The organism is Streptomyces sp. NPDC005863 (genome assembly GCF_042871345.1).
GTDB lineage: Bacteria > Actinomycetota > Actinomycetes > Streptomycetales > Streptomycetaceae > Streptomyces.
Genome location: NZ_JBIAII010000003.1, coordinates 810,734 through 831,510, shown reverse-complemented (window position 1 = coordinate 831,510; position 20,777 = coordinate 810,734). Strand labels below are relative to the sequence as shown.

General features: G+C 71.6%; 17 protein-coding genes. 9 read left to right on the top strand and 8 right to left on the bottom strand.

Annotated features, from left to right (window positions below; translation table 11 throughout):
• The first annotated feature begins 50 nt into the window (after positions 1–50).
• Positions 51–692, top strand: coding sequence for a DsbA family protein (locus ACFYO9_RS16010; protein WP_355808213.1), 642 nt, complete (start codon positions 51–53; stop codon positions 690–692).
• 154 nt (positions 693–846) lie between these two features.
• On the opposite strand, the gene ACFYO9_RS16005 is transcribed toward ACFYO9_RS16010, so the two are convergent.
• From ACFYO9_RS16005 to ACFYO9_RS15995, 3 genes are all read right to left on the bottom strand, one after another.
• Complete coding sequence (locus tag ACFYO9_RS16005) at positions 847–1,497, bottom strand: superoxide dismutase (protein ID WP_358776033.1); 651 nt, start codon at positions 1,495–1,497, stop codon at positions 847–849.
• Positions 1,498–1,711: 214 nt separating this feature from the next.
• Positions 1,712–3,133 (bottom strand): amino acid permease, encoded by a 1,422-nt coding sequence (locus ACFYO9_RS16000; protein WP_358776032.1) that lies wholly within the window; start codon positions 3,131–3,133, stop codon positions 1,712–1,714.
• Positions 3,134–3,268: 135 nt separating this feature from the next.
• Positions 3,269–4,684 carry an amino acid permease gene (locus tag ACFYO9_RS15995; RefSeq protein ID WP_358776030.1) on the bottom strand — a complete coding sequence of 472 codons (1,416 nt, stop codon included), beginning with the start codon at positions 4,682–4,684 and terminating at the stop codon, positions 3,269–3,271.
• A 262-nt stretch (positions 4,685–4,946) separates the two neighbouring features.
• On the opposite strand from ACFYO9_RS15995, the gene ACFYO9_RS15990 reads away from it, so the two are divergent.
• The gene (locus ACFYO9_RS15990) at positions 4,947–5,525 is read left to right on the top strand and encodes a biotin transporter BioY (protein WP_355808224.1); all 579 of its coding nucleotides are present in this window, start codon (positions 4,947–4,949) and stop codon (positions 5,523–5,525) included.
• A gap of 28 nt (positions 5,526–5,553) precedes the next feature.
• On the opposite strand, the gene ACFYO9_RS15985 is transcribed toward ACFYO9_RS15990, so the two are convergent.
• Complete coding sequence (locus ACFYO9_RS15985) at positions 5,554–6,816, bottom strand: FAD-binding oxidoreductase (protein WP_358776116.1); 1,263 nt, start codon at positions 6,814–6,816, stop codon at positions 5,554–5,556.
• Positions 6,817–7,131: 315 nt separating this feature from the next.
• Positions 7,132–8,583 (bottom strand): amino acid permease, encoded by a 1,452-nt coding sequence (locus tag ACFYO9_RS15980; RefSeq protein WP_358705266.1) that lies wholly within the window; start codon positions 8,581–8,583, stop codon positions 7,132–7,134.
• 184 nt (positions 8,584–8,767) lie between these two features.
• Here ACFYO9_RS15980 and ACFYO9_RS15975 point away from each other — a divergent pair, with 184 nt between their 5' ends.
• Positions 8,768–9,253 carry a ribose-5-phosphate isomerase gene (locus ACFYO9_RS15975; protein ID WP_355808228.1) on the top strand — a complete coding sequence of 162 codons (486 nt, stop codon included), beginning with the start codon at positions 8,768–8,770 and terminating at the stop codon, positions 9,251–9,253.
• Between the two features lie 92 nt (positions 9,254–9,345).
• Positions 9,346–10,158, top strand: a complete 813-nt coding sequence (locus tag ACFYO9_RS15970) for a DNA-formamidopyrimidine glycosylase family protein (protein WP_358776028.1) — start codon at positions 9,346–9,348, stop codon at positions 10,156–10,158.
• 9 nt (positions 10,159–10,167) lie between these two features.
• Here the strand turns inward: ACFYO9_RS15970 and ACFYO9_RS15965 are convergent, their stop codons facing one another.
• Positions 10,168–11,397, bottom strand: coding sequence for a GNAT family N-acetyltransferase (locus ACFYO9_RS15965; RefSeq protein ID WP_358776026.1), 1,230 nt, complete (start codon positions 11,395–11,397; stop codon positions 10,168–10,170).
• Between the two features lie 162 nt (positions 11,398–11,559).
• Between ACFYO9_RS15965 and ACFYO9_RS15960 the strand changes: the two genes are divergently transcribed.
• A complete protein-coding gene (locus ACFYO9_RS15960) occupies positions 11,560–12,744 on the top strand; it encodes a PP2C family protein-serine/threonine phosphatase (RefSeq protein ID WP_355808235.1) in 1,185 nt (394 codons plus the stop codon).
• Between the two features lie 11 nt (positions 12,745–12,755).
• A complete protein-coding gene (locus ACFYO9_RS15955; RefSeq protein WP_358776025.1) occupies positions 12,756–13,886 on the top strand; it encodes a hypothetical protein in 1,131 nt (376 codons plus the stop codon).
• Here ACFYO9_RS15955 and ACFYO9_RS15950 read toward each other — a convergent pair.
• Positions 13,814–15,025, bottom strand: coding sequence for a cation:proton antiporter (locus ACFYO9_RS15950; RefSeq protein ID WP_355808241.1), 1,212 nt, complete (start codon positions 15,023–15,025; stop codon positions 13,814–13,816). The two genes, ACFYO9_RS15955 and ACFYO9_RS15950, sit on opposite strands and share 73 nt — an antisense overlap.
• Before the next feature lie 266 nt (positions 15,026–15,291).
• Between ACFYO9_RS15950 and ACFYO9_RS15945 the strand changes: the two genes are divergently transcribed.
• The 3 genes from ACFYO9_RS15945 to ACFYO9_RS15935 all read left to right on the top strand — a co-directional run bounded on the left by ACFYO9_RS15945 (position 15,292) and on the right by ACFYO9_RS15935 (position 19,274).
• Positions 15,292–16,122 (top strand): ABC transporter ATP-binding protein, encoded by an 831-nt coding sequence (locus tag ACFYO9_RS15945; RefSeq protein WP_358705254.1) that lies wholly within the window; start codon positions 15,292–15,294, stop codon positions 16,120–16,122.
• Complete coding sequence (locus ACFYO9_RS15940) at positions 16,122–18,590, top strand: FtsX-like permease family protein (protein WP_358776023.1); 2,469 nt, start codon at positions 16,122–16,124, stop codon at positions 18,588–18,590. Before ACFYO9_RS15945 ends, ACFYO9_RS15940 begins: the two co-directional genes overlap by 1 nt.
• A gap of 171 nt (positions 18,591–18,761) precedes the next feature.
• A complete protein-coding gene (locus tag ACFYO9_RS15935) occupies positions 18,762–19,274 on the top strand; it encodes an HD domain-containing protein (protein ID WP_358776021.1) in 513 nt (170 codons plus the stop codon).
• Here the strand turns inward: ACFYO9_RS15935 and ACFYO9_RS15930 are convergent.
• Entirely contained in the window at positions 19,271–20,476 is a 1,206-nt protein-coding gene (locus tag ACFYO9_RS15930; RefSeq protein ID WP_358776019.1) for an acyltransferase family protein, read from the bottom strand. The two genes, ACFYO9_RS15935 and ACFYO9_RS15930, sit on opposite strands and share 4 nt — an antisense overlap.
• Positions 20,477–20,777: the final 301 nt, after the last annotated feature.

The window sequence follows — 20,777 nt, the reverse complement described above, 5'->3', positions numbered from 1 at the left end:
GCCACCGACGTTTCCCCGGCCAGATGCGAACGGATTCCCTAGGGAGAGACATGTCCGAGAACGGCAGCAAGACCCCCGTCGACTTCTGGTTCGACCCGCTGTGCCCCTGGGCCTGGATGACGTCCCGCTGGATGCTGGAGGTCGAGAAGGTCCGTGATGTGGAGGTCCGCTGGCACGTGATGAGCCTGGCCGTCCTGAACGAGGACAAGCTCGACGATCTCCCCGAGGAGTACCGCGAGATGCTGGAGACGAAGGCCTGGGGCCCCGTCCGCGTCGTCATCGCGGCCCAGCAGAAGCACGGCGACGAGATCCTCGGCAAGCTGTACACCGCGCTCGGCACCCGTTTCCACAACCGCGGCGAGGGCCCGACCCGCGAGGCGGTCGTCGGCGCCCTGGCCGACGCGGGCCTGCCCGCCGACCTCGTCGAGTACATGGACTCGGACGCCTACGACACGGAGCTGCGCGCCTCCCACAAGGAAGGCATCGACAAGGTCGGCCAGGAGGTCGGCACGCCGGTCATCGCCGTCCCCGGCGCCGACGGCGAGCAGGTCGCCTTCTTCGGCCCGGTCGTGACCCCCGCCCCCAAGGGCGAGGCGGCGGCGAGGCTCTGGGACGGCACCTTGCTGGTGGCCTCGACCCCGGGCTTCTACGAGATCAAGCGGACCCGCACCCAGGGCCCCGTCTTCGACTGACGCCCCAAGCCGCGGCGCGCACCGAAAGACCCCCGTGAGTCACGTCCTCACGGGGGCCTTTCCTTCTTCCGCCCACCCCGGTGAAGGTTGAGAAGACGATCACGAGGCAGGGCGCTGTCGGGCTGTCACCGGGGGAGCGGACGACAGCCCTGGCTCACGGGGCGAGCAGCAGGCTGTTGACCCGCTCCTTGGCGGCGGCGTAGCGCTTGGCCACGTCCTGCCAGTTGACGACCTGCCACATGGCCTCGATGAAGTCGACCTTCTGGTTCTTGTACTGCAGGTAGAAGGCGTGCTCCCAGGCGTCGAACACCAGGATCGGCGTCGAGCCCTGGCCGACGTTGCCCTGGTGGTCGTAGACCTGCTCGACGATGAGGCGGTTGCTGAGCGGCTCGTAGGCGAGCACGCCCCAGCCCGAACCCTGCGTCGTCGCCGAGGCCTTGGTCAGCTGGGCCTTGAACTTGGCGAACGAGCCGAAGGACTCGGCGATGGCGTCCGCGAGCTCACCGACGCCGTCGGCGGCCAGCGGCTCGCCGCCGCCACCGTCCTTGGGGCTGTTCATGTTGTGCCAGTAAATGCTGTGCAGGATGTGACCGGAGAGGTGGAAGGCGAGGTTCTTCTCCAGGCCGTTGATGGCGCCCCACGTCTCCTTGTCGCGCGCCTCCTCCAGCTGCTCAAGGGTGTCGTTCGCGCCCTTCACGTACGCCGCGTGGTGCTTGTCGTGGTGCAGCTCGATGATCTGCGGGTTGATGACCGGTTCGAGCGCCGCGTAGTCGTACGGAAGTTCAGGAAGCGTGTAAATGGCCATGAGTCCGAGCCCTCCGACTGCTGCTCTGCTGTGGTGCGCTGTGGTGTTTCTCAACTTATTGCAAGTCCTTCGCAACTGCAGGCTAGCAGCAGGAGTGCCGTGAAGTTGATCAGCCCTTTGTCCTAGGTCCGAACGGGAACAGGAGCGGCTGGTGGGGGACACGAAAAAGTCCCGGACCCCTTGGTCCGGGACTTCCTCGTGCTGGCAGCGGTCGTCAGACGGCCGCCGCGCGCTTCTCCGCCGCCTTCTGCCGTACGAAGCCGATCACCGCGAGCGCCAGTGTCAGCGCGCCGGTGGCGAGCAGCTGCTTGCGGGTGTCCGGCTGGTCGGTCATCAGATAGAAGACGTACGCCATCGCGGCCAGCGACACCCAGGTCAGGAAGGGGAACGCCCACATCTTCACGACCAGCTTCTCCGGGGCCTCGCGCTCGGTGCGGCGGCGCAGGATCAGCTGGGAGACGGCGATGAAGATCCAGACCATCAGGATCATCGCGCCGATCATGTTGAGCAGCCAGGGGAAGACGTCGTCCGGGCGCCAGTAGCTGAGCAGCACGCAGACGAAGCCGAAGACCGAGGAGGCGAGCACCGCCAGGCGCGGCACGCCGCCCGAGACCTTGCCGAGCACCTTGGGGCCCTGGCCGCGGGCGATCAGGGAGTACGACATGCGCGACGCGCCGTAGATGTTGGCGTTCATCGCGGAGAGCAGGGCGATCAGGACGATGACGTTCATGATCTCGCCGGCGCCGGGGATGCCCAGGTGGTCGAGGGTGGCGACGTACGGGCCCTTGGCGACGACCTCCTTGTTGTCCCACGGCAGCAGCGTGACGACGACGAGCATCGAGCCGACGTAGAAGACGGCGATGCGCCACATCGCCGTGCGCACGGCCCTGGCGACGCTCTTGACCGGGTTCTCGGACTCGGCGGCGGCGATCGTGACGGTCTCCAGACCGCCGTACGCGAAGACGGAGGCGAGGAGGCCGATGATCAGGCCGTCCGTGCCGTTCGGCATGAACCCGCCCTCGCCGGTGAGGTTCGCCGAGCCGGGGGCGGAGACGTCCGAGCCGGGCAGGATGCCGAGGATCGCGAGGACGCCGATGCCGAGGAAGAGCGTGATGGCGCCGACCTTGAGGGCGGCGAACCAGAACTCGAACTCGCCGAAGTTCTTCACGGCCGTCAGGTTCGCGCCGCAGAACACCAGCATGAAGAGGGCCACCCACACCCACTCCGGACTGTCCGGGAACCAGCCGACCATGATCTTCGCGGCGCCGATGCCCTCCAGACCGACGGCGACGCAGAGCAGGAACCAGAAGCCCCACCCCGCGGTGAAGCCCGCCCAGGGGCCGATCGCCCGCTCGGCGTGGACCGAGAACGAGCCGGACGCCGGGTTCGCGGCCGACATCTCGCCCAGCATGCGCATCACGAGCATGACGAGCGAACCGGATATCGCGTAGGCGAGGACGATCGAGGGTCCGGCCGCGGCGATGCCCGCCCCGGAGCCGACGAAGAGACCGGCCCCGATCACTCCGCCGAGCGCGATCATGGAAAGATGTCGCTGCTTGAGGCCGTGGACGAGCGGGGAGTCGGCCTGCGGTGCTGCGTCAGGTGCTGTGTCCTGCGGGGTGGACGTCCGAGACATGGGCGTGCCCTGTTCAGTAGCCGAGACGGGGGAGAGAGCGGCCCACAGTCTGAGCGCCGGTACCGCTGACAGGGAACAGCTGACCGCTATACGGACACGACGCTCACACCTCGTGAAGGGGTACGCACAACACGTTCACCTGTTGTTAACGTGCTTCCCGCGCCACTCCCGCAGCCCCGCCACCGCAAGCACGAGCCCCGTCGCACCCGCCGACCACAGCAGCTGCGGCCGCGCGCCGTCGTCGGTCAGCATCAGCACGAGCACGGCGGCCATCGCGGCCAGCGCCGCCCACGTCAGATACGGGAACGCCCACATCCGAAGCACCAGCCGCTCCGGGGCGTCCCGCTCGATGCGCCGGCGCAGCCGCAGCTGCGAGACGGCGATCAGCGCCCACACGAAGAGGAGCACCGCGCCCACCGAGTTGAGCATGTAGAGGAAGACGGAGTCCGGCCACTCCAGATTGAGCAGCACCGACACGAACCCGAAGGCGACCGAGGCGAGCACCGCCCGGCGCGGCACCCCGCCGCCGCCCACCCGCAGCAGCGCCTTCGGCGCCTCACCGCGCTCGGCCAGCGAGAAGACCATCCGGGACGACCCGTAGAGGTTCGCGTTGAGCGCCGACAGCAGCGCCACGAACACCACGATGTTCATGACCTGCCCGGCGGACGGCACCCCGATCGAGTCGAGGACCGTGACGTACGGGCTGACGCCGGCGCGCTGCGCCGTCCACGGCAGCACCGTCACGATGACGAGCATCGACCCGACGTAGAAGAAGAGGATGCGGTAGACGGCGCTGCGCACCGCGCGGGCGACCGAGCGCACCGGGTCGTCCGACTCGGCCGCGGCGATCGTCACGACCTCCAGGCCGCCGAACGCGAAGACGACGGCCAGTACTCCGGAGACCACGCCCGACCAGCCGTGCGGCAGGAACCCGCCCTGCCCGGTGAGGTTCGCGAGGCCCACCGCGTCGGTGTCCGGCAGCACCCCGAAGACCGCGAGCAGACCGAGCACCAGGAACGCGACGATCGCGCAGACCTTCAGGGTCGCGAACCAGAACTCGAACTCGCCGAAGTTCTTCACCGAGGCGAGGTTGGCCGCGGTGAAGACCACCATGAAGATCAGTACCCAGGCCCACTGCGGCACCGCGGGCGCCCAGCCGTGGGCGATCTGCGCGGCGCCGGTCGCCTCCACGGCGAGCACGACCACCAGCAGGAACCAGTAGAGCCAACCGACGCTGAACCCGGCCCAGCGGCCCAGCGCGCGCTCCGCGTGCACGGAGAACGAGCCGGACGCGGGCATCGCCGCCGACATCTCGCCGAGCATCCGCATCACGCACATCGCGAGCGCGCCCGCGATCAGATACGAGACGACGATGCCGGGGCCCGCGACGGAGATCCCCGCGCCCGACCCCACGAAGAGCCCGGCGCCGATGACGCCGCCGAGCCCGAGCATCGTGAGGTGGCGCTGCTTGAGGCCGCCGGACAGCGGCTCGTTCTCGGCACCGAGAGGCCCGCCGGCGGGGGGTGCGGCCGTGGCCTGGGGGTCGTGCATGGTGCTCAACGCTGCTCTCGGTGCTCAAGGAGTTGGCAGGAACCTACAGTCTCCCCGGGCGGCGGCCCCCCGCGCAAAACGAGCCACCCACCCGCTCACCTCCGTGACGAGCGTCACGCCGGGCGAGGTGTACGGGCATCCCTTTGTGCAGAGCCCACCAAGGCCCTGCCCCCGGGTTGTCGCCCGGAGACCGTGTGGCGGCGGCCGGCCCTGGGATAGCGTCATCGCGTCCCAACCTGCCCACGCCCCCGCGGAGTCCCCGATGAGCATCGCCGCTGCCCCCACCCGCCCCGGCCAGGTCCTCGCCGACCTGCTGCCCGCGTCCCGCGTGAAGGACGCCGCCCTCGTCCTCGGCGGCGCCGCGCTCACCGGGATCGCCGCCCAGATCGCGGTGCCCGTGCCGGGCTCCCCGGTGCCGGTGACCGGGCAGACCTTCGCCGCGCTGCTCGTCGGCACCGCGCTCGGCGCGGGCCGCGGCTTCCTCTCGCTCGCGCTGTACGCCCTCGTGGGCATGGCGGGCATGCCGTGGTTCGCCCAGGCGGGTTCGGGCGTCGCCGCCCCCTCCCTCGGCTATGTGTTCGGCATGCTGCTCGCCTCCACGGTGGTGGGCGCCCTCGCCCGCCGCGGCGGCGACCGCTCGGTGCTGCGCACCGCGGGCACGATGGTCCTCGGCTCCGCGATCATCTACGCGGTCGGCGTGCCGTACCTGGCCGCGGCCACCGGCATGTCGCTGACCCAGGCCGTCGCCGCCGGGCTCACGCCCTTCCTGATCGGCGACGCCCTGAAGGCCGCGCTCGCGATGGGCGCGCTGCCCACGGCGTGGAAGTTCCTCGACCGCTGAGCCGGTCGCCGGACCGGTCGCAGGCCGGTCAGCCGAGGCTGTAGTTCCGCCTGAAGAGGTTCGCCGGGTCGTACGTGGCCTTCAACGCGGCGAGCCTCTTCCGCGTCTCTGGGTCGTAGAGCCCCTCGGGGCGGTCGGCGCCGCCGAAGACGAAGTTGAGCGAGCGGCCCAGGGTCTGCGGCGCCACGTGCCCGAACGCCGCCGCGTGCACCGCGCGCAGGTCCGCCACGTCCACGCCGTCCACCAGCGGCGACAGGAGCCGGACCAGCCAGCCCGCCTCGCGGTAGGGCACGGCGTTCCGCGCGGGCCTGGCCAGCGCGCCGCCCAGGTGGTTGAACTGCAGGATGTGCATCGAGGCCGCCCGTGGCCCGGCCAGCGCGAGGATCTCGGCGGCCGCCGCCGTGTCGAGGTGGCCGAGGACCGCGTTGTCGCCGTAGTAGGCGTGCGGGAAGTCCGGGTCGCCGTGGATGGCGGGGCTCTCGGTGTACGGCATCTCGTGCAGCGTGTCCGAGACGGTGGGCCCGAGCTCCCGCAGCGGCGCCACCAGGCGCTCGCCCTCCGCCGCCGAGCCGGTGAACGCGACCCGGATCAGGAGGAGATAGCGGCCCTTGAGGTGCGGCGGCAGGTGCGGCAGGTCGGGGTACACCAGCGCCGCGAGCGACGAGGTCAGCTCGTCGGGCAGGGCCCGCGTCCACTCCTCGTAGCCGCGCAGCACGGCGGCCGGGTCGACCGCGGTGCCGTCGAATCCGAGCGCGCCGCCGTACAGCCGCGCGACCGGCACCAGACCGATCTCCAGGCCGGTGACCACGCCGAGGTGCGCGCCGCCGCCGAGCAGGCCCCAGAAAAGCTCCGGGTCGTCGTCGGCCGTGACGTGGCGCGGGACGCCGTCCGCGGTGACGACGTCGACGGAGCGGACGTGGTCCGCTGCGTAGCCGAACTCCCGGCCCAGGATGCCGAGTCCGCCGCCGAGCGTGTAGCCGACGACGCCCACACCGGGCGCCGTGCCGTTCAGCGGGGCCAGGCCGTGCGGCGCCGCGGCCTCGACGACCTGGCCCCAGCGGGCGCCCGCGCCGACGGTGACGGTGCGCGCTTCGGGGCCGACCCGCACGGTGTCCATCCGCCGCGTGTTGATCAGGACGCCGCCCTCGAAGGCGCCGGGGAGGCCGTGGCCGGTGGCCTGCACACCGACGGGCAGGCCGGCCCCGGCGGCGTACGAGACCGCGGCGACGACGTCCTCGGGGCCCGTGGCGCCGACGACGAGGTCGGGCCGCGTCGCGAAACCGGTCTGCATGCCGGCGAGTTCCTCCGCGTAACCGGCGTCGTCCGGCCGGAACACGAGTCGCTGGGCGGTGAAGTCCACGGGAGCCTCCGTTGAGCGGCGTGCGTCTGCCGAGCCGCGTGTTTCGTCCGACGGGGACAGCATCTCCCAAGGGTGTGACAGCGGGAGTCAGACCCGTCGTCGGCTCGCCCGTGACTCCACCGAAATTCCCGTGCGCCGCGAACCACGCTGTGGCGGGCGGCGGTTGGCTTGGGGCCGAGTGGCGACACGGCGACGCCCCCGCGGTGAGGGTCGCGGGGGCGTCGTTGCCGCGGGGCGGCGCTGGGGTCAGCCGGCGGCGCGGGGCCGCAGCTTCTCCCGTACCAGCGAGAAGGCGATCACGAACGCGGCGGCGAGGAGCGAGAGCAGCACCTGCTTGCGGCCCGCCTCGTCGGTGAGCATGTAGACGAGCACGAACGAGATCATCGCGATGGTGACCCACGTCAGATACGGGAAGAGCCACATCTTCACGACGAGCTTCTCCGGCTGCTCGCGCAGGATGATCCCGCGCATCCGCAGCTGCGTGAAGCTGATGATCAGCCACACGAAGAGGGCCACCGCGCCCGAGGAGTTGAGCAGGAAGTCGAAGACGGTGTCCTTCCACTGGTAGTTGAACCAGACGGCGACGAAACCGAAGACGACGGAGCCGAGGATCGCGGCCTGCGGCACACCGCGGGAGTTGGTCCGCGCGAAGGCCTTCGGCGCGTCACCGCGCTGGCCGAGCGAGAAGGCCATGCGCGAGGCGGTGTAGAGGCCGGAGTTGAGGCAGGAGAGCACCGCCGTGAGGACGATGACGTTCATGACCTGGCCGGCGTGCGGGATGCCGATCGAGTTCAGCGCGGCGACGTAACTGCCGTCCTTGGTGATCGACTTGTCGTTCCACGGCAGCAGGGTGATGACGACGAAGATCGAGCCCAGGTAGAAGACGCCGATGCGCCAGATGACGCTGTTGGTCGCCTTGGTGACGGCGCGCTGCGGGTCCTCGGACTCGCCGGCGGCCAGCGTGACGATCTCGCTGCCCATGAAGGAGAAGACGACCATCAGCACACCGGTGAGGATGGCGCCCGCGCCCTTGGGCATGAAGCCGCCCGCGTCGGTGAGGTGTCCGAAGCCGTCGCCGGGGTTGTCGGAGCCGGGCAGCACGCCGAAGACGGCGAGCAGACCGATGACGACGAACGCGCCGATCGCGACGACCTTGATGCCCGCGAACCAGAACTCGAACTCGCCGTAGGAGCCGACCGAGACGAGGTTGGTCGCGGTGAGCACCAGCATCACGATGAGCGCCCAGCCCCACTGCGGGACCGCGGGTATCCAGCCGTTGAGGATCACGGCGCCCGCGGTGGCCTCCACCGCGAGGACGACGACCCAGAAGAACCAGTACAGCCAGCCGATGGAGAAGCCGGCCCAGCGGCCGAGCGCCTGGTCGGCGTAGGTGGAGAAGGAGCCGGAGGCCGGCCGTGCGGCGGCCATCTCGCCGAGCATCCGCATCACGAGGACGACCATCGTGCCGACGAGGGCGTACGAGACGAGGATGGCGGGCCCCGCCGCGGCGATGCCGGAGCCGGAGCCGACGAAGAGACCTGCACCGATCACGCCGCCGATGGCGATCATGGAGAGGTGGCGGTTCTTGAGACCCGCTTTCAGGCCGTCGCCGCCATGGTCACCACTGTCGCCAGACCGCGGATCCCCAGGGGATGGAGGGTTGCTGTCTGCCTTCGCAAGGGAGGGTTGCGAGGTCATGGACGAATCCTTAAGTTCTCGGGTCACGAGCCCCCGCATTCAAACTCAGGGGTCAACGGGACGGAAGTCCTGAATCCGGATCGTTGTATTCCGACGAAAGGCCTGGACCAAGGTCCCGACCTGGGAGATCAAGGACCGGCCCCGGTCGCGGCTACCCGCTTCGTGACGTGCCACACTCGGACCCATGCGCGTGTACCTCGGCTCGGATCATGCCGGCTACGAACTCAAGAACCACTTGGTCGAATGGCTCAAGAGCCACGGCCACGAGCCCGTCGACTGCGGGCCCCACATCTATGACGCCCAGGACGACTACCCGCCGTTCTGCCTGCGTGCCGCGGAGCGGACCGCCGCGGACCCCGACGCCCTCGGCATCGTCATCGGCGGCTCCGGGAACGGCGAGCAGATCGCCGCGAACAAGGTGAAGGGCGTACGGGCGGCTCTCGCCTGGAGCGAGCAGACCGCGGAGCTCGGCCGTGAGCACAACGACGCGAACGTCATCTCCATCGGCGGGCGGATGCACACGCAGGAGGAGGCGACGAAGTTCGTCGAGATCTTCCTGAAGACGCCGTACTCGGGTGAGGAGCGTCACACTCGCCGCATCGACATGCTGTCGGCTTACGAGGAATCCGGCGAGCTGCCCCCGATCCCGTCCCACCACCCCCAGCCGTAGGGATCGCCACGGGGCTCCGCCCCGGACCCCGCTCCTCAAACGCCGGAGGGGCTGATTCCCAGCCCCTCCGCACCGCACCGTGAAGGAAAGTCATGCCGGAGGGGCACACCATTCATCGGCTGGCGGCCGATCACCGGGACCGGTTCGAGGGCCGTGTCGTCCGGGCGACCAGTCCACAGGGCAAGTTCAGCGACAGCGCCGCCCTCGTCACCGGCCAGGTCATGGACACCGCCGAGGCCCACGGCAAGCACCTCTTCCTCGGCTTCGCCGGCACCGGCTGGGTCCACGTCCACCTCGGCCTCTTCGGCAAGTACACCCTCGGCGAGACCCCCGCCCCGCCGCCGACGGACACCGTCCGGCTGCGGCTGCTCAACGACGCGTACCACTCCGACCTGCGCGGCCCCACCACCTGCGCCCTCGTCACGGACGAGGAGAAGCAGGCGATACACGAACGGCTCGGCCCCGACCCCCTGCGGGACACGGACGACCCGGCGAAGGCCTACCGCCGCATCTCCCGCAGCCGCACCACCATCGCCGCCCTCCTCATGGACCAGAAGGTCATCGCGGGCGTCGGCAACGTCTACCGCGCGGAGGTCCTCTTCCGGCACGGCGTCGACCCGTACCTGCCGGGCAAGGACGTCAGCGAGGAGCTGTGGGCCACCCTCTGGGCGGACCTCGTCGAGCTGATGCACGAGGGCGTGCGGCTCAACCGCATCGACACGGTCAGGCCCGAGCACACCCCGGAGGCGATGAACCGCCCGCCGCGCGTCGACGACCACGGCGGCGAGGTGTACGTCTACCGCAGGGCGAACCAGCCCTGTCACCTCTGCGGCGACGACATCCGCACCGCGGACCTCGCGGCCCGCAACCTCTTCTGGTGCCCCACCTGCCAGCGCCCCGCCTGAAGCCGTCCGCTAGAAACCGTGCGGCAGCCAGGGGGCCACGTCCGAGCCGAAGGCCACCGACGCCTCGGTCAGCGCGCCCTGGCGCAGCTCCCGCACCCGGCCCGCGGCCGCGAGTGACGTGAGGGAGACCCCGCCGAGGTAGGCGGAACCCAACTCCCGTACGGACAGGGCGAGGTCGGGTGCGTCCTCGGTGCGCTCGCAGGAGGCGCCCTTCGCGTCGCCGGTGAGCCGCCAACGCCCCGCGTTCCAGGGGCAGAAGGCGTCCTCGACCTCGAACACCACGTCCAGGGGCGTCTGGTACGTACGCGTCTGAAGGGCCGCGCCCACCTCCACGAGCCGCACGTGCAGCGAGTCCCGCACCGACAGGTCGCAGCGGCGGACGTCGGAGACCAGTTGCAGCACCGCGTCGTCCACCGGCCGGCTGTGGGCGAGCACGGACGTCGTCAGGTCGACGCCGAAGAGGAACTCCCACAGCGCCGCGTTGGCCGCCGGGTCCAGGGCCTCCAGATCGTGCAGGTGCACCACGCCCTTGGGGCCCTTCCAGTCCCAGTCGGGCTTCACGGCGAAGCGCGCGTACCCGACGAGCTCGCCCGCGCGCTCGGCGACCACGCACTGCAGCGGCGAGGCGCCGTTGCGCTCGCCGGGCGGGTCGAGCAGCCGCAGCCGCTCCCAGCCGGGGCGGCGGGCCAGCATGCCCGGACGCGCCGTCACCACGCGGGCGTAGAGCGCCTCGCACGCGTCGTGGACGTCGGCGGGCTTCGCGTACCGCAGGCGTACGTCATCCGTGCCCGGCGGCAGGGACAGCCGCACCCGGGTCGTGTCGATGTCGGCCTTCAGCTGCTGGGTGGCCGCGCCGTACCCGAACCGGCCGTAGATGACCGGCTCGGACGCGGTGAGCACGGCGAGCGGCTCGCCCGCCGCGCGGACGTCGTCCAGCTGCCGCCGCATCATCGACGTCAGGATCCCGCGCCGCCGGTGCGTGGCCGCGACGCCGACCATCGTCACGCCCGCCGCGTCGGCCAGGGCGCCGCCCGGCACCGCGAGCCGGAAGGAGAACGCCCCCGCCGTCCCCACGCACGTCGCGCCGTCCCAGACGCCTGTCGACCGGTCGAACTCGGTGAGCGTGCGCCACAGCTCCCGCTCCTCGGCCGACTCGGCGACACCCCCGAAAGCCAGCTCAAGCGTGCCGTACCACGCATCCCAGTCGGCCTCGGCGAGCACCCGCACGTCTGTCGTCATATGCCATGAGTACCAGGGCGATACGTCCGGTGCGACAGGATTTCCACGCTCCGGACCGGCCCGTCCACGGCCGTCCACGGCCGTCCACGACGCTCCTCCGACGGGGGACAACCGGGACCTCCCGTGCGAAGGGAGCGGCTCGCTGGATAAGGTCCACGAGCAATGGCGGTACGAGGAGAACGGCGCGGACGTCGCGAGCGGGGTGAGCGGCGGGCCGAGGCCGACACGTTCACGGCCCGGATGAAGAAGAGGCTGCACCGGGTCCGCATAGTGCTGCGCAAATCCGGGGTCGACTACTTCCGCGGCGACGGCTCCGACTGGGTCGCCCTGGCCGGCCTCCTCCTGACCGTCCCCGTGATCACCTGCGGCACGATCGTCAACAGCGTCTGGTGCTCGCCGGCCGCGCTCGTCCTGCCCATCGTCGCGGGCGGCCTGCTGCTGCGCCCCGCCAGCCTGCTCGGCCTGTACGCGGCGTCGGCGGTGGCCCTCATCGTGGAGTCCGTCCAGCTCGGCCCGTACCCCGAGGGTGTCTCGCGGGTCACCCCGGGCACCGTCCTGGTGGTCGCCGCCTGCGGTTTCTTCGGCCTGCTCATCGCGCAGTTCCGCAGCCGGGTCGGCGTGCCCTGGCGCGGCGGCGGCACGATGCTCTTCGACCTGCGCGAACGCATCCGGGTACAGAGCAAGCTGCCGAAGCTGCCGCGCGGCTGGCACCGCGAGATGGCGCTGCGCCCGGCCGGCGGCCAGTCCTTCTCCGGGGACTTCGTGGTCGCGGCCCGCACCAACGGCGGCCGCACCCTGGAGGCGGTGCTCACCGACGTCTCCGGCAAGGGCATGGACGCGGGGTCGCGCGCGCTGCTGCTCTCCGGCGCCTTCGGCGGCCTGCTCGGCTCGCTGCCCCCGCACGCCTTCCTGCCCGCAGCCAACGGCTATCTGCTCCGCCAGGACTGGGACGAGGGGTTCGCCACCTCCATCCACCTCGTCCTCGACCTGGAGACCGGCGACTACGAACTCTTCTCCGCGGGCCACCCGCCCGGCCTCCAGCTCAGCGCGGGCAGCGGCCGCTGGGAGGAGAAGACCGGCCAGGGCCCGCTCCTCGGCGTGTACGACGGGGCGCAGTTCGACCCGGTCAAGGGCGTGCTGCGCCCCGGCGACGTCCTGATGCTCTTCACGGACGGCCTCGTCGAGACCTCCGACCGCGACATCGCCGAGGGCATGGACCGCCTGACGGGCGAGGCCGACCGCTATGTGGCGGGCGGCTTCCACGGCGCGGCCTGGCACCTCATCGAAGCGGTGGCGAAGGACGTGAACGACGACCGGGCGCTCCTGCTGATCTGCCGGGAGGCGTAAGCGTGCGTGCCGTGCGTACGTTGTTCCGCGGCGACGTCAGGGTCTGTTACTCCCAGTGGTACGTCGTGAGCGACCCCGACCGGTGGGAGAGCGACGTCCCGTACGACCCGCGTTCGGGACAGACCTCGGGCCTGTGCGGCGCGGCCGTGCCCGGCCACCTCTTCCTGACCACCGGTCTGCACACCGGACCCGTCGGCTGCACCGTCGAACTGCACGAGAGCGAGCCGGAGCTCGACGAGAGCTGGGAGGAGATCGCCGAGGTCTCCTTCCGCCCCACCCACCACGAGGTGGCGCTCGAACTGTGGGGCGGGGACGGCAGCTTCCCGCTCGCCCTCGGCCCGGCCGACTTCCGTGTCCGGCACAGTGCGAGCGGCATGGACGAGGCCCGCGAGCGGGAACTGGAGTGCCTGGACGGTCTCGTCATCGAGCGGCACCTCCTCCAGTTCTGGCCCGCGCCACCCGCCCGCGACCGGCTCATCAAGCAGACCGGCTCCAGCGCGGCGTACTGGCACGAGGTCGCGAGGGACACCCCGGATCCGCCGACGCCCGGACAACTCGCCGAGTCCCGGCGGCTCGCCCGCGAGGAGGAGGAGCGCGCCGCACAGGACGCGCTCCGGGACGCGTGGGGCGGGCACCTCCCGAGTGAGCGGCTGCTGACCGTCCGCGGAAACGTGGCGGGCATGCAGGAACTCGCCCCCGAACTGGCCGTCGCCCTGGACCGGTTGTCCCCGGAGCGGCAGCGCGCCGTCGCCCGCTGGGCCATGCGCCGCGCGTACGAGAAGGCCGGGCTGGCCGCCGTCGACTGGATCGCCCCGGCGCTGGCGGCGGCCGAGCGCGGGGAGCCGCTGCCCGCGCCCTTCGACGTCCAGGACCGCGTGGGCCGCGTGGCGCGCCGCGTGATGGACGACCCGGCCGTGCCGGACACCACCGTGCCCCCGGCCCGCCCCGAACATCCGGCGATCCGGCAGCAGTTCCTGGCGCTGCCCGCCCTGACCGCCGCGGTCGAGGACGACCCGTTGCAGGCCGCCCTGGACGCCCTGTTCGCCGCCGCCGTCACCTACGGCTCCGACTACGGCACGCTGTTCGCGGAGGCCCGTTCCTCCTTCCCCGAGGAACTGGGCCCGGCGGCCTCCGCCACGTAGCCCCGGCCGCCCGGCAGCACCCGCGCAAGCCACTCCGAGCGGCCCGCCGCCAGGGGGCCCAGGACCGCGAGCAGCAGGACGTATCCCGCGATGAAGGGGGAGAGGCGGTCGTCGAGGCCCGCGCCCGCCGCCATCGTGGCGAGGATCAGGGCGAACTCGCCGCGGGCCAGCAGGGTTGTCGAGATGTTCGCCGCCGGGCCCGCCCCGAAGCCGTACACGCGGGCCGCGCCGAGTCCGGCCAGGACGTTCATCGCCAGCGTCACCGCGACCGCCGCGAGCACCGGCCACACGACCGCGGGCAGGTCGCCGGGGTCGATGGAGAGGCCGAACGCGAAGAAGAAGATCGCGCCGAACGCGTCCCGCAACGGGTGGACCAGCGCGCGGATGCGGTCGCCGGACGCCGTGCTGCCCAGCATCAGGCCGACCATGAACGCGCCGATCGCGTCGGCGACGCCGAACCACTCGGAGACCCCGGCCACGAAGACGGCGGCGCCGAGGAAGGAGATGACGAGGAGTTCGTCGTCCCGGGTGTCCATCAGCCGCCCCACGGCCTTGGTGCCGAAGCGGGCCGCGAGTGCGAGCAGCAGCAGGAAGCCGAAGGCCTTGCCGCCGTCAAGGACCGCGGCCGAGAGGCTGTCCGCGCCGGACAGGATCGGCTGCAGTGCCGCGAGGTAGAGGGCCAGGAAGATGTCCTCGACGACGATGATGCCGAGGATCGGCTTGGTCTCCGGATTGCCGAGCCGGCCCGTGTCGACCAGGACCTTCGTGACGATCGCGGAGGACGAGATGCCGAGCACCCCGGCGAGGACCAGCGCTTCGGAGGTGCCCCAGCCGAGCGCGAATCCGAAGCCCAGGCCGGCGCCGACGTTCAGGGCGAGGTAGGTGCCTCCGGCGAGGGCCATCTTGCGGCCGCCCGTCCTGAGGTCGTCCAGATGGAATTCCAGGCCCAGGTAGAAGAGGAGCAGGACCAGGCCGAGCGCGGAGAGCATCTCCAGGTCGTGGGGGTCGGAGACCAGGACCACGCCGGGGGTGTGCGGACCGAGGAGGATCCCGGCCAGGATGAAGAGGGGGATGGTGGGGAGTCCGATGCGGCCGCCGAGGCGGGCGAGGACGGCGGCGGCGAGAAAGGCGCCGCCCATGGCTATCAAGGTGTCTGCGTGTCCGATGGGCCCGTTCCTCCCGTGGGGATGGCGTGGACGATGGCGAGGAAGATCGCACGTGAGTTGGCAAAGGGAGCGTCAAGAAAGCGTCAATAGTTAGATTACCAAACGACTGGCGGAGGCTTCCTGAACGCACGAGGTGGGGTTCTCCCCACCCCGGGTCCGCCAGCCGCCCTCATGGTCCACAGCACCCCCGTCTCCGTACGTTCGAGAGGTCGAATTCGTCACGAGAGGTGGACACGGACATGGGGCTGCGGCGGAAGAGGAACCGAGTCGCCGAGGAGGACGTACGCGTCCCCGGCGGGGCGCCCGGCGCCGGCGACTGGGCCGTCGAACTGCGCGGTGTCCGCCGCCGGTACGGGCGGGGCTCAAGCGCCGTGCACGCCCTCGCCGGCATCGACCTCGCCCTGCCCCGCGGCAGCTTCACCGCCGTCATGGGACCCTCCGGCTCCGGCAAGTCCACCTTCCTGCAGTGCGCCGCGGGCCTCGACCGGCCGAGCGCGGGCACCGTCCGCCTCGGCGGCACCGAGATCACCGGCATGAGCGAGAACAAGCTCACCGCACTGCGCCGCACCCGCCTCGGCTTCGTCTTCCAGGCCTTCAACCTGCTGCCGTCACTCACCGTCGAGCAGAACGTCGTCCTGCCGATGCGCCTCGCGGGCCACCGCCCCGACCGCCGCAAGGCCGCCGAGATGCTCACCCGGGTCGGCCTCGGCGACAAGGGACGCCGCCGCCCCGGCCAGCTCTCCGGCGGCCAGCAGCAACGCGTCGCCATCGCCCGCGCCCTGGTCACCGAGCCCGACGTCATCTTCGCCGACGAACCGACCGGCGCCCTGGACACCACCACCGCCGCCGAGATCCTCGGCCTGCTGCGCTCCGCCGTCGACCGGATGGGCGCCACCGTCGTCATGGTCACCCACGACCCGTCCGCCGCGGCCCACGCCGACCGCGTGCTCTTCCTCGCCGACGGCTCCGTCGTCGACCACCTCGACGGCGCCTCCGCCGGGCGGATCGCGGACCGCATGACCACCCTGACCGCCCGCACCGCCCCGGCCTGTTCGGGGGTGGCCGCGTAATGGCGTACCGGCCCAACGGCCTCGCCCGCGCGGCCGTCCGCTTCAAGCCCGCGGCGTTCGCCGGGACCTTCGTCGCCCTGATGATGGCCTCGCTGATCGTGGCCGCCTGCGGCATCCTCCTGGAGACGGGGCTGCGCGCCTCGATGCCCTCCGCCCGTTACGCCGGCGCCCCCGTGGTGGCCGCCGCCGACCAGGCCGCGCACTTCACCACCGGCAGCGGCGAGGACCGCTCCGACACCGCCACCCCGCTGCCCGACCGGGCCCGTGTCGCCGACTCCCTGGTGGCCAGGGCCGCTTCGGCGCCCGGCGCGCGCACCGCCGTCCCCGACGTCACCTTCCCGCTGCACTCCGGCGGCAAGGACGTCACCGCACACGGCTGGGGCTCCACCGCCTTCACCGGCGAGCAGCTGACCGCGGGCCGCGCCCCGCACCCCGGCGAGGTCGTCCTCGCCGCCCCCGGCGCCGCCGTGGGCGACCGCACCACGCTGACCACCGCGGACGGCCCGCGCGACTTCCGGGTCTCCGGCACCGTCCGGTCCGCCTCCGGTACCTCCACCGCCTGGTTCGCGGACGCCGAGGCCGTCCGGCTCTCCGGCCACCCGGGGCGCGTCGACGCCATCGCCGTCCTGCCGAAGCGGGGAGTGTCGGCCGAGACCCTCAGGGCGCAGGTGGCGCACGCCGTCGGCGGCAAGGCCGAGGTCCACACCGGCGACGGTCGCAGCGCCGCCGAGGGCTCCGAACTCGCCTATGCCAAGGAGATGTTGACCGGACTGGGCGGCTCCTTCGGCGGGATCGCCGCGCTGACCGCCGTGTTCACCGCGGCCGGCACCGTCGCCCTCTCCGTCGGCCAGCGCGCCCGCGAGTACGCCCTGCTGCGCGCCATCGGCACCACCCCGCGCCAGATCCGCCGCACCATCGCCACCGAGACCCTGCTCGTCGCGCCGCTCGCGGGCGCCGTCGGCCTGCTGCCCGGCATCGCCCTGGCCCGCTGGTGGTTCGGGCAGCTCAAGGAGAAGGGCGCGATCCCCGGGGCCGTCGACCTGTCCGTCTCCTTCATCCCCCTCGTCACCGCCGTCGGCGCCGCCGTCCTCACCGCGCTCGGCGCCGGATACCTGGCCGCCCGCAGGCCCTCGCGCATCAAGCCCGGCCAGGCCCTGACGGAGGCGTCCGTGGAGCGGGTGCCGCTCGGCTGGATCCGTACGCCGCTGGGCATCGCGGCGGCGGCCGGGGGCGGCGTCTTCGCCGGGTTCGCCGCGCACAACACCGGCGAGGACGCGGCCAACGCGGCGCTCGGCGTCGTCATGCTCTTCATGCTCGCCGTCGCCCTGCTCGGCCCGCTGGTCGCCCGCGGCTGTGCCGCCCTGTTCGGGCTTCCGCTGCGCGGCGCCGGCGCGCCCGCGTCGCTCGCGGCCGCCAACTCCCGTACGAACGCCCGCAGGCTGGCCTCCGCGATCACCCCGATCGTGCTCGCCATGGCCTTCTCCAGCGTCCTCGTCTTCATGCACACCAGCGAGGACCGGGTCGCCGCCGACCAGCAGCGCGCGGGCATCACCGCGGACCACATCCTCACCTCCGATACGGGCCTCGCCCCGGACGCCGTCGGGAAGGCGGCCGGGACGGACGGGGTCACCTCGGCCGTCGGCCTGCTCAAGACGACCCTGCTCGTCCCGGTCGGCTCGGGCGGCGACCGCTGGCTGGAGTCGGCGTCGGCGCAGGGCGTCACCGGCACCGCCGCCGACCTCGGCGCAGTGCAGGACCTGAAGATCGAGACCGGCACCCTCCGGCTCGGCCGGGGCGAGATCGCCGTCGACAGCCGCCTCGCCGACTCCGCGCACGTGAGCACCGGCGACCGCCTCGACATCCGGCTGCCCGACGGCACCAAGGCGGCGCCGAAGATCGTGGCGACGTACGGCAGGGGCCTCGGCCTCTCCCAGGTCACCATGGCGGCGGCCGACCTGAAGCGGCACGTCACCTCGTCCTTCGCCACCGAGATCTGGGCCAAGGGCGGCTCCGCGCAGGCACTCTCCGGACTCGGCACCCTCACGGACCGGGACGGGTACGCCACCGCCCGCTCCCTGGACCGCGAGCTCAACGCCTGGGCCAACACCACCATGGCGGCCGTCCTCGGCGGCTTCGCGGCGATCGCCGCCGTCAACACCCTGGTGATGACGGTCCTGGACCGCCGCCGCGAACTCGGCACGCTGCGCCTGATCGGCTCCACCCGCCGCCAGGTGCTGCGGATGGTCCGCTGGGAGGCGCTGCTCGTGGCCTGCGCGGGCATCGTCATCGGCTCGGCCATCGCCCTGGCCACGCTCGTCCCGATGATGAACGGCCTGACCGGCCAAGGCCCTTACATTCCGCCGCTGGTGTACGGGTCGTTCGTGGCCGCGGTCCTGGGGCTCGGTCTCGCCGCCACGACGCTGCCCGCGCGGGCAGCGCTAGGGTCTGTCCGGCGGGTCAGGTCGTAGTCGGGTGGCCTGCGCGTTTCGGTGCTGGTGAGCGGGGTCTGGTGCGTCGAGATGCAAGGCGGAGGAGGGCGGCAACGCGGAGCGTTGGCAACCGACGACAACGCCGCAGATCGGCGTGCCAGACCCCGCGCCCGCGACAAGACCCGCCGGACAGGCCCTAAAGTCGGCGGCATGACGCCCGCAGCCCAGGACCGCACCCCGGAGCCGGAGCCGACACCGACGCCGATGCTGACGGTGGCGGAGGTGGCCGCCCTGGCCCGGGAGGCGCACGCCGCCCAGACCGACAAGGCGGGCCGCCCCTACACCGAGCACCTGCGAGCGGTGGCGGACGGCGTGCGCTCGCGCGGCGGCGACGACGAACAGATCGCCGCCGCCTGGCTGCACGACTCCGTCGAGGACGGCGCCCTGACGGAACAGTGGCTCAGGGGCGCCCCGCTGACCCGCCGCACGAAGGACATCGTCCTGGCGCTCACCAAGGTCGCGGGCGAGCCGCAGGAGGCGTACGCCGCGCGCATCCTGGCGACGGACGGGGCCCGCCTGGTCAAGGAGGCGGACCTGGCGCACAACGCGGACCCGGCCCGCCTCGCCGTGCTCGACGCGACGACAAGGGCGCGCCTGACGGTGAAGTACACCGCCATGCGCGCCCTGTTGGGGATCGGGGAAGGCCCCGAGGGGTCCCGTTAGCCGGACTTGGCCCGCTCCCTGGCCAGCGCCGCCGCGTCCCGCTTGAAGGCCCACTCCATCTTGGGCTCCATCGCGAAACGGAACATCCGCTGCACCGGAGGCGTGCACAGGACGGTCACCACACTCGCGGCGACCACCGTCACGAAGATCTCGCCGGCCGGCTGGTGCAGCCAGTCGTAGGTCTCGAACCAGCCCCCGAAACGGGAGCCCTTGGCGAGGAAGCCGTGCAGCAGGTAGCCGTACAGCGTGCCGGCGCCGAGGACCGTGAACCACATCTTGCGGCGCGGCACCCACGCGAAGAAGCACGCGGTGAGGACCACGGAGCAGCCGAAGAGCGCCAGCGTCATCACGATGCCGACCCACCACGGGACGCCCAACTCCTGGGCGCTGTCCCGGCGGTAGAACCACACCGAGGTCATCCGCGGGGCCGCCCAGTACGCGAGCAGCAGCGCGCCCGCGAAGACCGGCACCGACAGGATCCGCACCTCACGGCGGCGCACCAGCTGGAAGTACTCGGGCTTCATGAAGAGGCCGAGCACGAAGAACGGCATGAACTGCAGGACGCGCTGCAGATCGAGGTCGTCGCCGATGTCCGGTGAGATCACCGCGAGCATGGCGATGGCCAGGGCGAGCGGCACCGGCCAGCGCACGATCTTCCACAGCGGCACGGTGAGCCGCCACACGAAGAGCGCCACCAGGAACCAGGTGAGGTACCAGGGGTCGAGCAGGCTGATCGGCTGGCTCGGGTCGTTGTCCGCGTACCGCTTGAAGAGGGTGTACGCGACCTCGAAGATGACGTACGGCACGGCGATGCCGGTCACCAGCCGCTTGAGCCGGTCGGGCCGCATGTCGAAACTGCGCGAGAAGTAGCCGGAGATCAGGATGAACGCCGGCATGTGGAAGGTATAGACGGTCATGTACAGCGCCTCGGCGGCGCGGCTGTGATCCGTCAGGGGTTCCCATGCGTGGGCCATCGCCACGAGGACGATCGCCAGGTACTTGGCGTTGTCGAAGAACGCGTCGCGTTGCTTGGCGGGCTTCGATCCGCTCTGAGCCGTGCGGTGGCCGCCCGTGGTGGGGGGAGCGGGAGCGGCCTGCGGGGTCGGATGGTGGGCGCGGGGAGTGGGGACTCCGGCCATCGGCACCTGGGCCGGGGGGAGCGGCGCCCGGTGGCGTCCGTGCGGGTGCACCGAGTTGGTCACAGGCCCTCCCACCATGCGCTCGGTGAGACGACCCGGGACCGCACTGCGCCTCTGGGGGTGATGGCAGCGTGGAACATCTGAGGCACCCTAGCGTCGAGGCGCCGTATTCGTAAAACCCTCATCACTTATCCCGACTCAATCTCTGTCCGACGCAGATCCGGCACGGAGTGGAATCCCGCTTATCGGGTACCGGATACCCTGGATTCGCGCCGAGTCGACAAAGAGATGCGGTCACTTTCTGTCCGTTACGTCGCAACTCATCCGGTTTAAATGGTGCATAACGTCCGCGGGCGACTCTGGT

What these genes read in the sequence shown, in the direction of transcription:
- ACFYO9_RS16010 (WP_355808213.1), top strand. Translation starts at nt 51, where the DNA reads ATGTCCGAGAACGGCAGCAAGACCCCCGTCGACTTCTGGTTCGACCCG.
- ACFYO9_RS16005 (WP_358776033.1), bottom strand. Translation starts at nt 1,497, where the DNA reads ATGGCCATTTACACGCTTCCTGAACTTCCGTACGACTACGCGGCGCTC.
- ACFYO9_RS16000 (WP_358776032.1), bottom strand. Translation starts at nt 3,133, where the DNA reads ATGTCTCGGACGTCCACCCCGCAGGACACAGCACCTGACGCAGCACCG.
- ACFYO9_RS15995 (WP_358776030.1), bottom strand. Translation starts at nt 4,684, where the DNA reads ATGCACGACCCCCAGGCCACGGCCGCACCCCCCGCCGGCGGGCCTCTC.
- ACFYO9_RS15990 (WP_355808224.1), top strand. Translation starts at nt 4,947, where the DNA reads ATGAGCATCGCCGCTGCCCCCACCCGCCCCGGCCAGGTCCTCGCCGAC.
- ACFYO9_RS15985 (WP_358776116.1), bottom strand. Translation starts at nt 6,816, where the DNA reads ATGCAGACCGGTTTCGCGACGCGGCCCGACCTCGTCGTCGGCGCCACG.
- ACFYO9_RS15980 (WP_358705266.1), bottom strand. Translation starts at nt 8,583, where the DNA reads ATGACCTCGCAACCCTCCCTTGCGAAGGCAGACAGCAACCCTCCATCC.
- ACFYO9_RS15975 (WP_355808228.1), top strand. Translation starts at nt 8,768, where the DNA reads ATGCGCGTGTACCTCGGCTCGGATCATGCCGGCTACGAACTCAAGAAC.
- ACFYO9_RS15970 (WP_358776028.1), top strand. Translation starts at nt 9,346, where the DNA reads ATGCCGGAGGGGCACACCATTCATCGGCTGGCGGCCGATCACCGGGAC.
- ACFYO9_RS15965 (WP_358776026.1), bottom strand. Translation starts at nt 11,397, where the DNA reads ATGACGACAGACGTGCGGGTGCTCGCCGAGGCCGACTGGGATGCGTGG.
- ACFYO9_RS15960 (WP_355808235.1), top strand. Translation starts at nt 11,560, where the DNA reads ATGGCGGTACGAGGAGAACGGCGCGGACGTCGCGAGCGGGGTGAGCGG.
- ACFYO9_RS15950 (WP_355808241.1), bottom strand. Translation starts at nt 15,025, where the DNA reads ATGGGCGGCGCCTTTCTCGCCGCCGCCGTCCTCGCCCGCCTCGGCGGC.
- ACFYO9_RS15945 (WP_358705254.1), top strand. Translation starts at nt 15,292, where the DNA reads ATGGGGCTGCGGCGGAAGAGGAACCGAGTCGCCGAGGAGGACGTACGC.
- ACFYO9_RS15940 (WP_358776023.1), top strand. Translation starts at nt 16,122, where the DNA reads ATGGCGTACCGGCCCAACGGCCTCGCCCGCGCGGCCGTCCGCTTCAAG.
- ACFYO9_RS15935 (WP_358776021.1), top strand. Translation starts at nt 18,762, where the DNA reads ATGACGCCCGCAGCCCAGGACCGCACCCCGGAGCCGGAGCCGACACCG.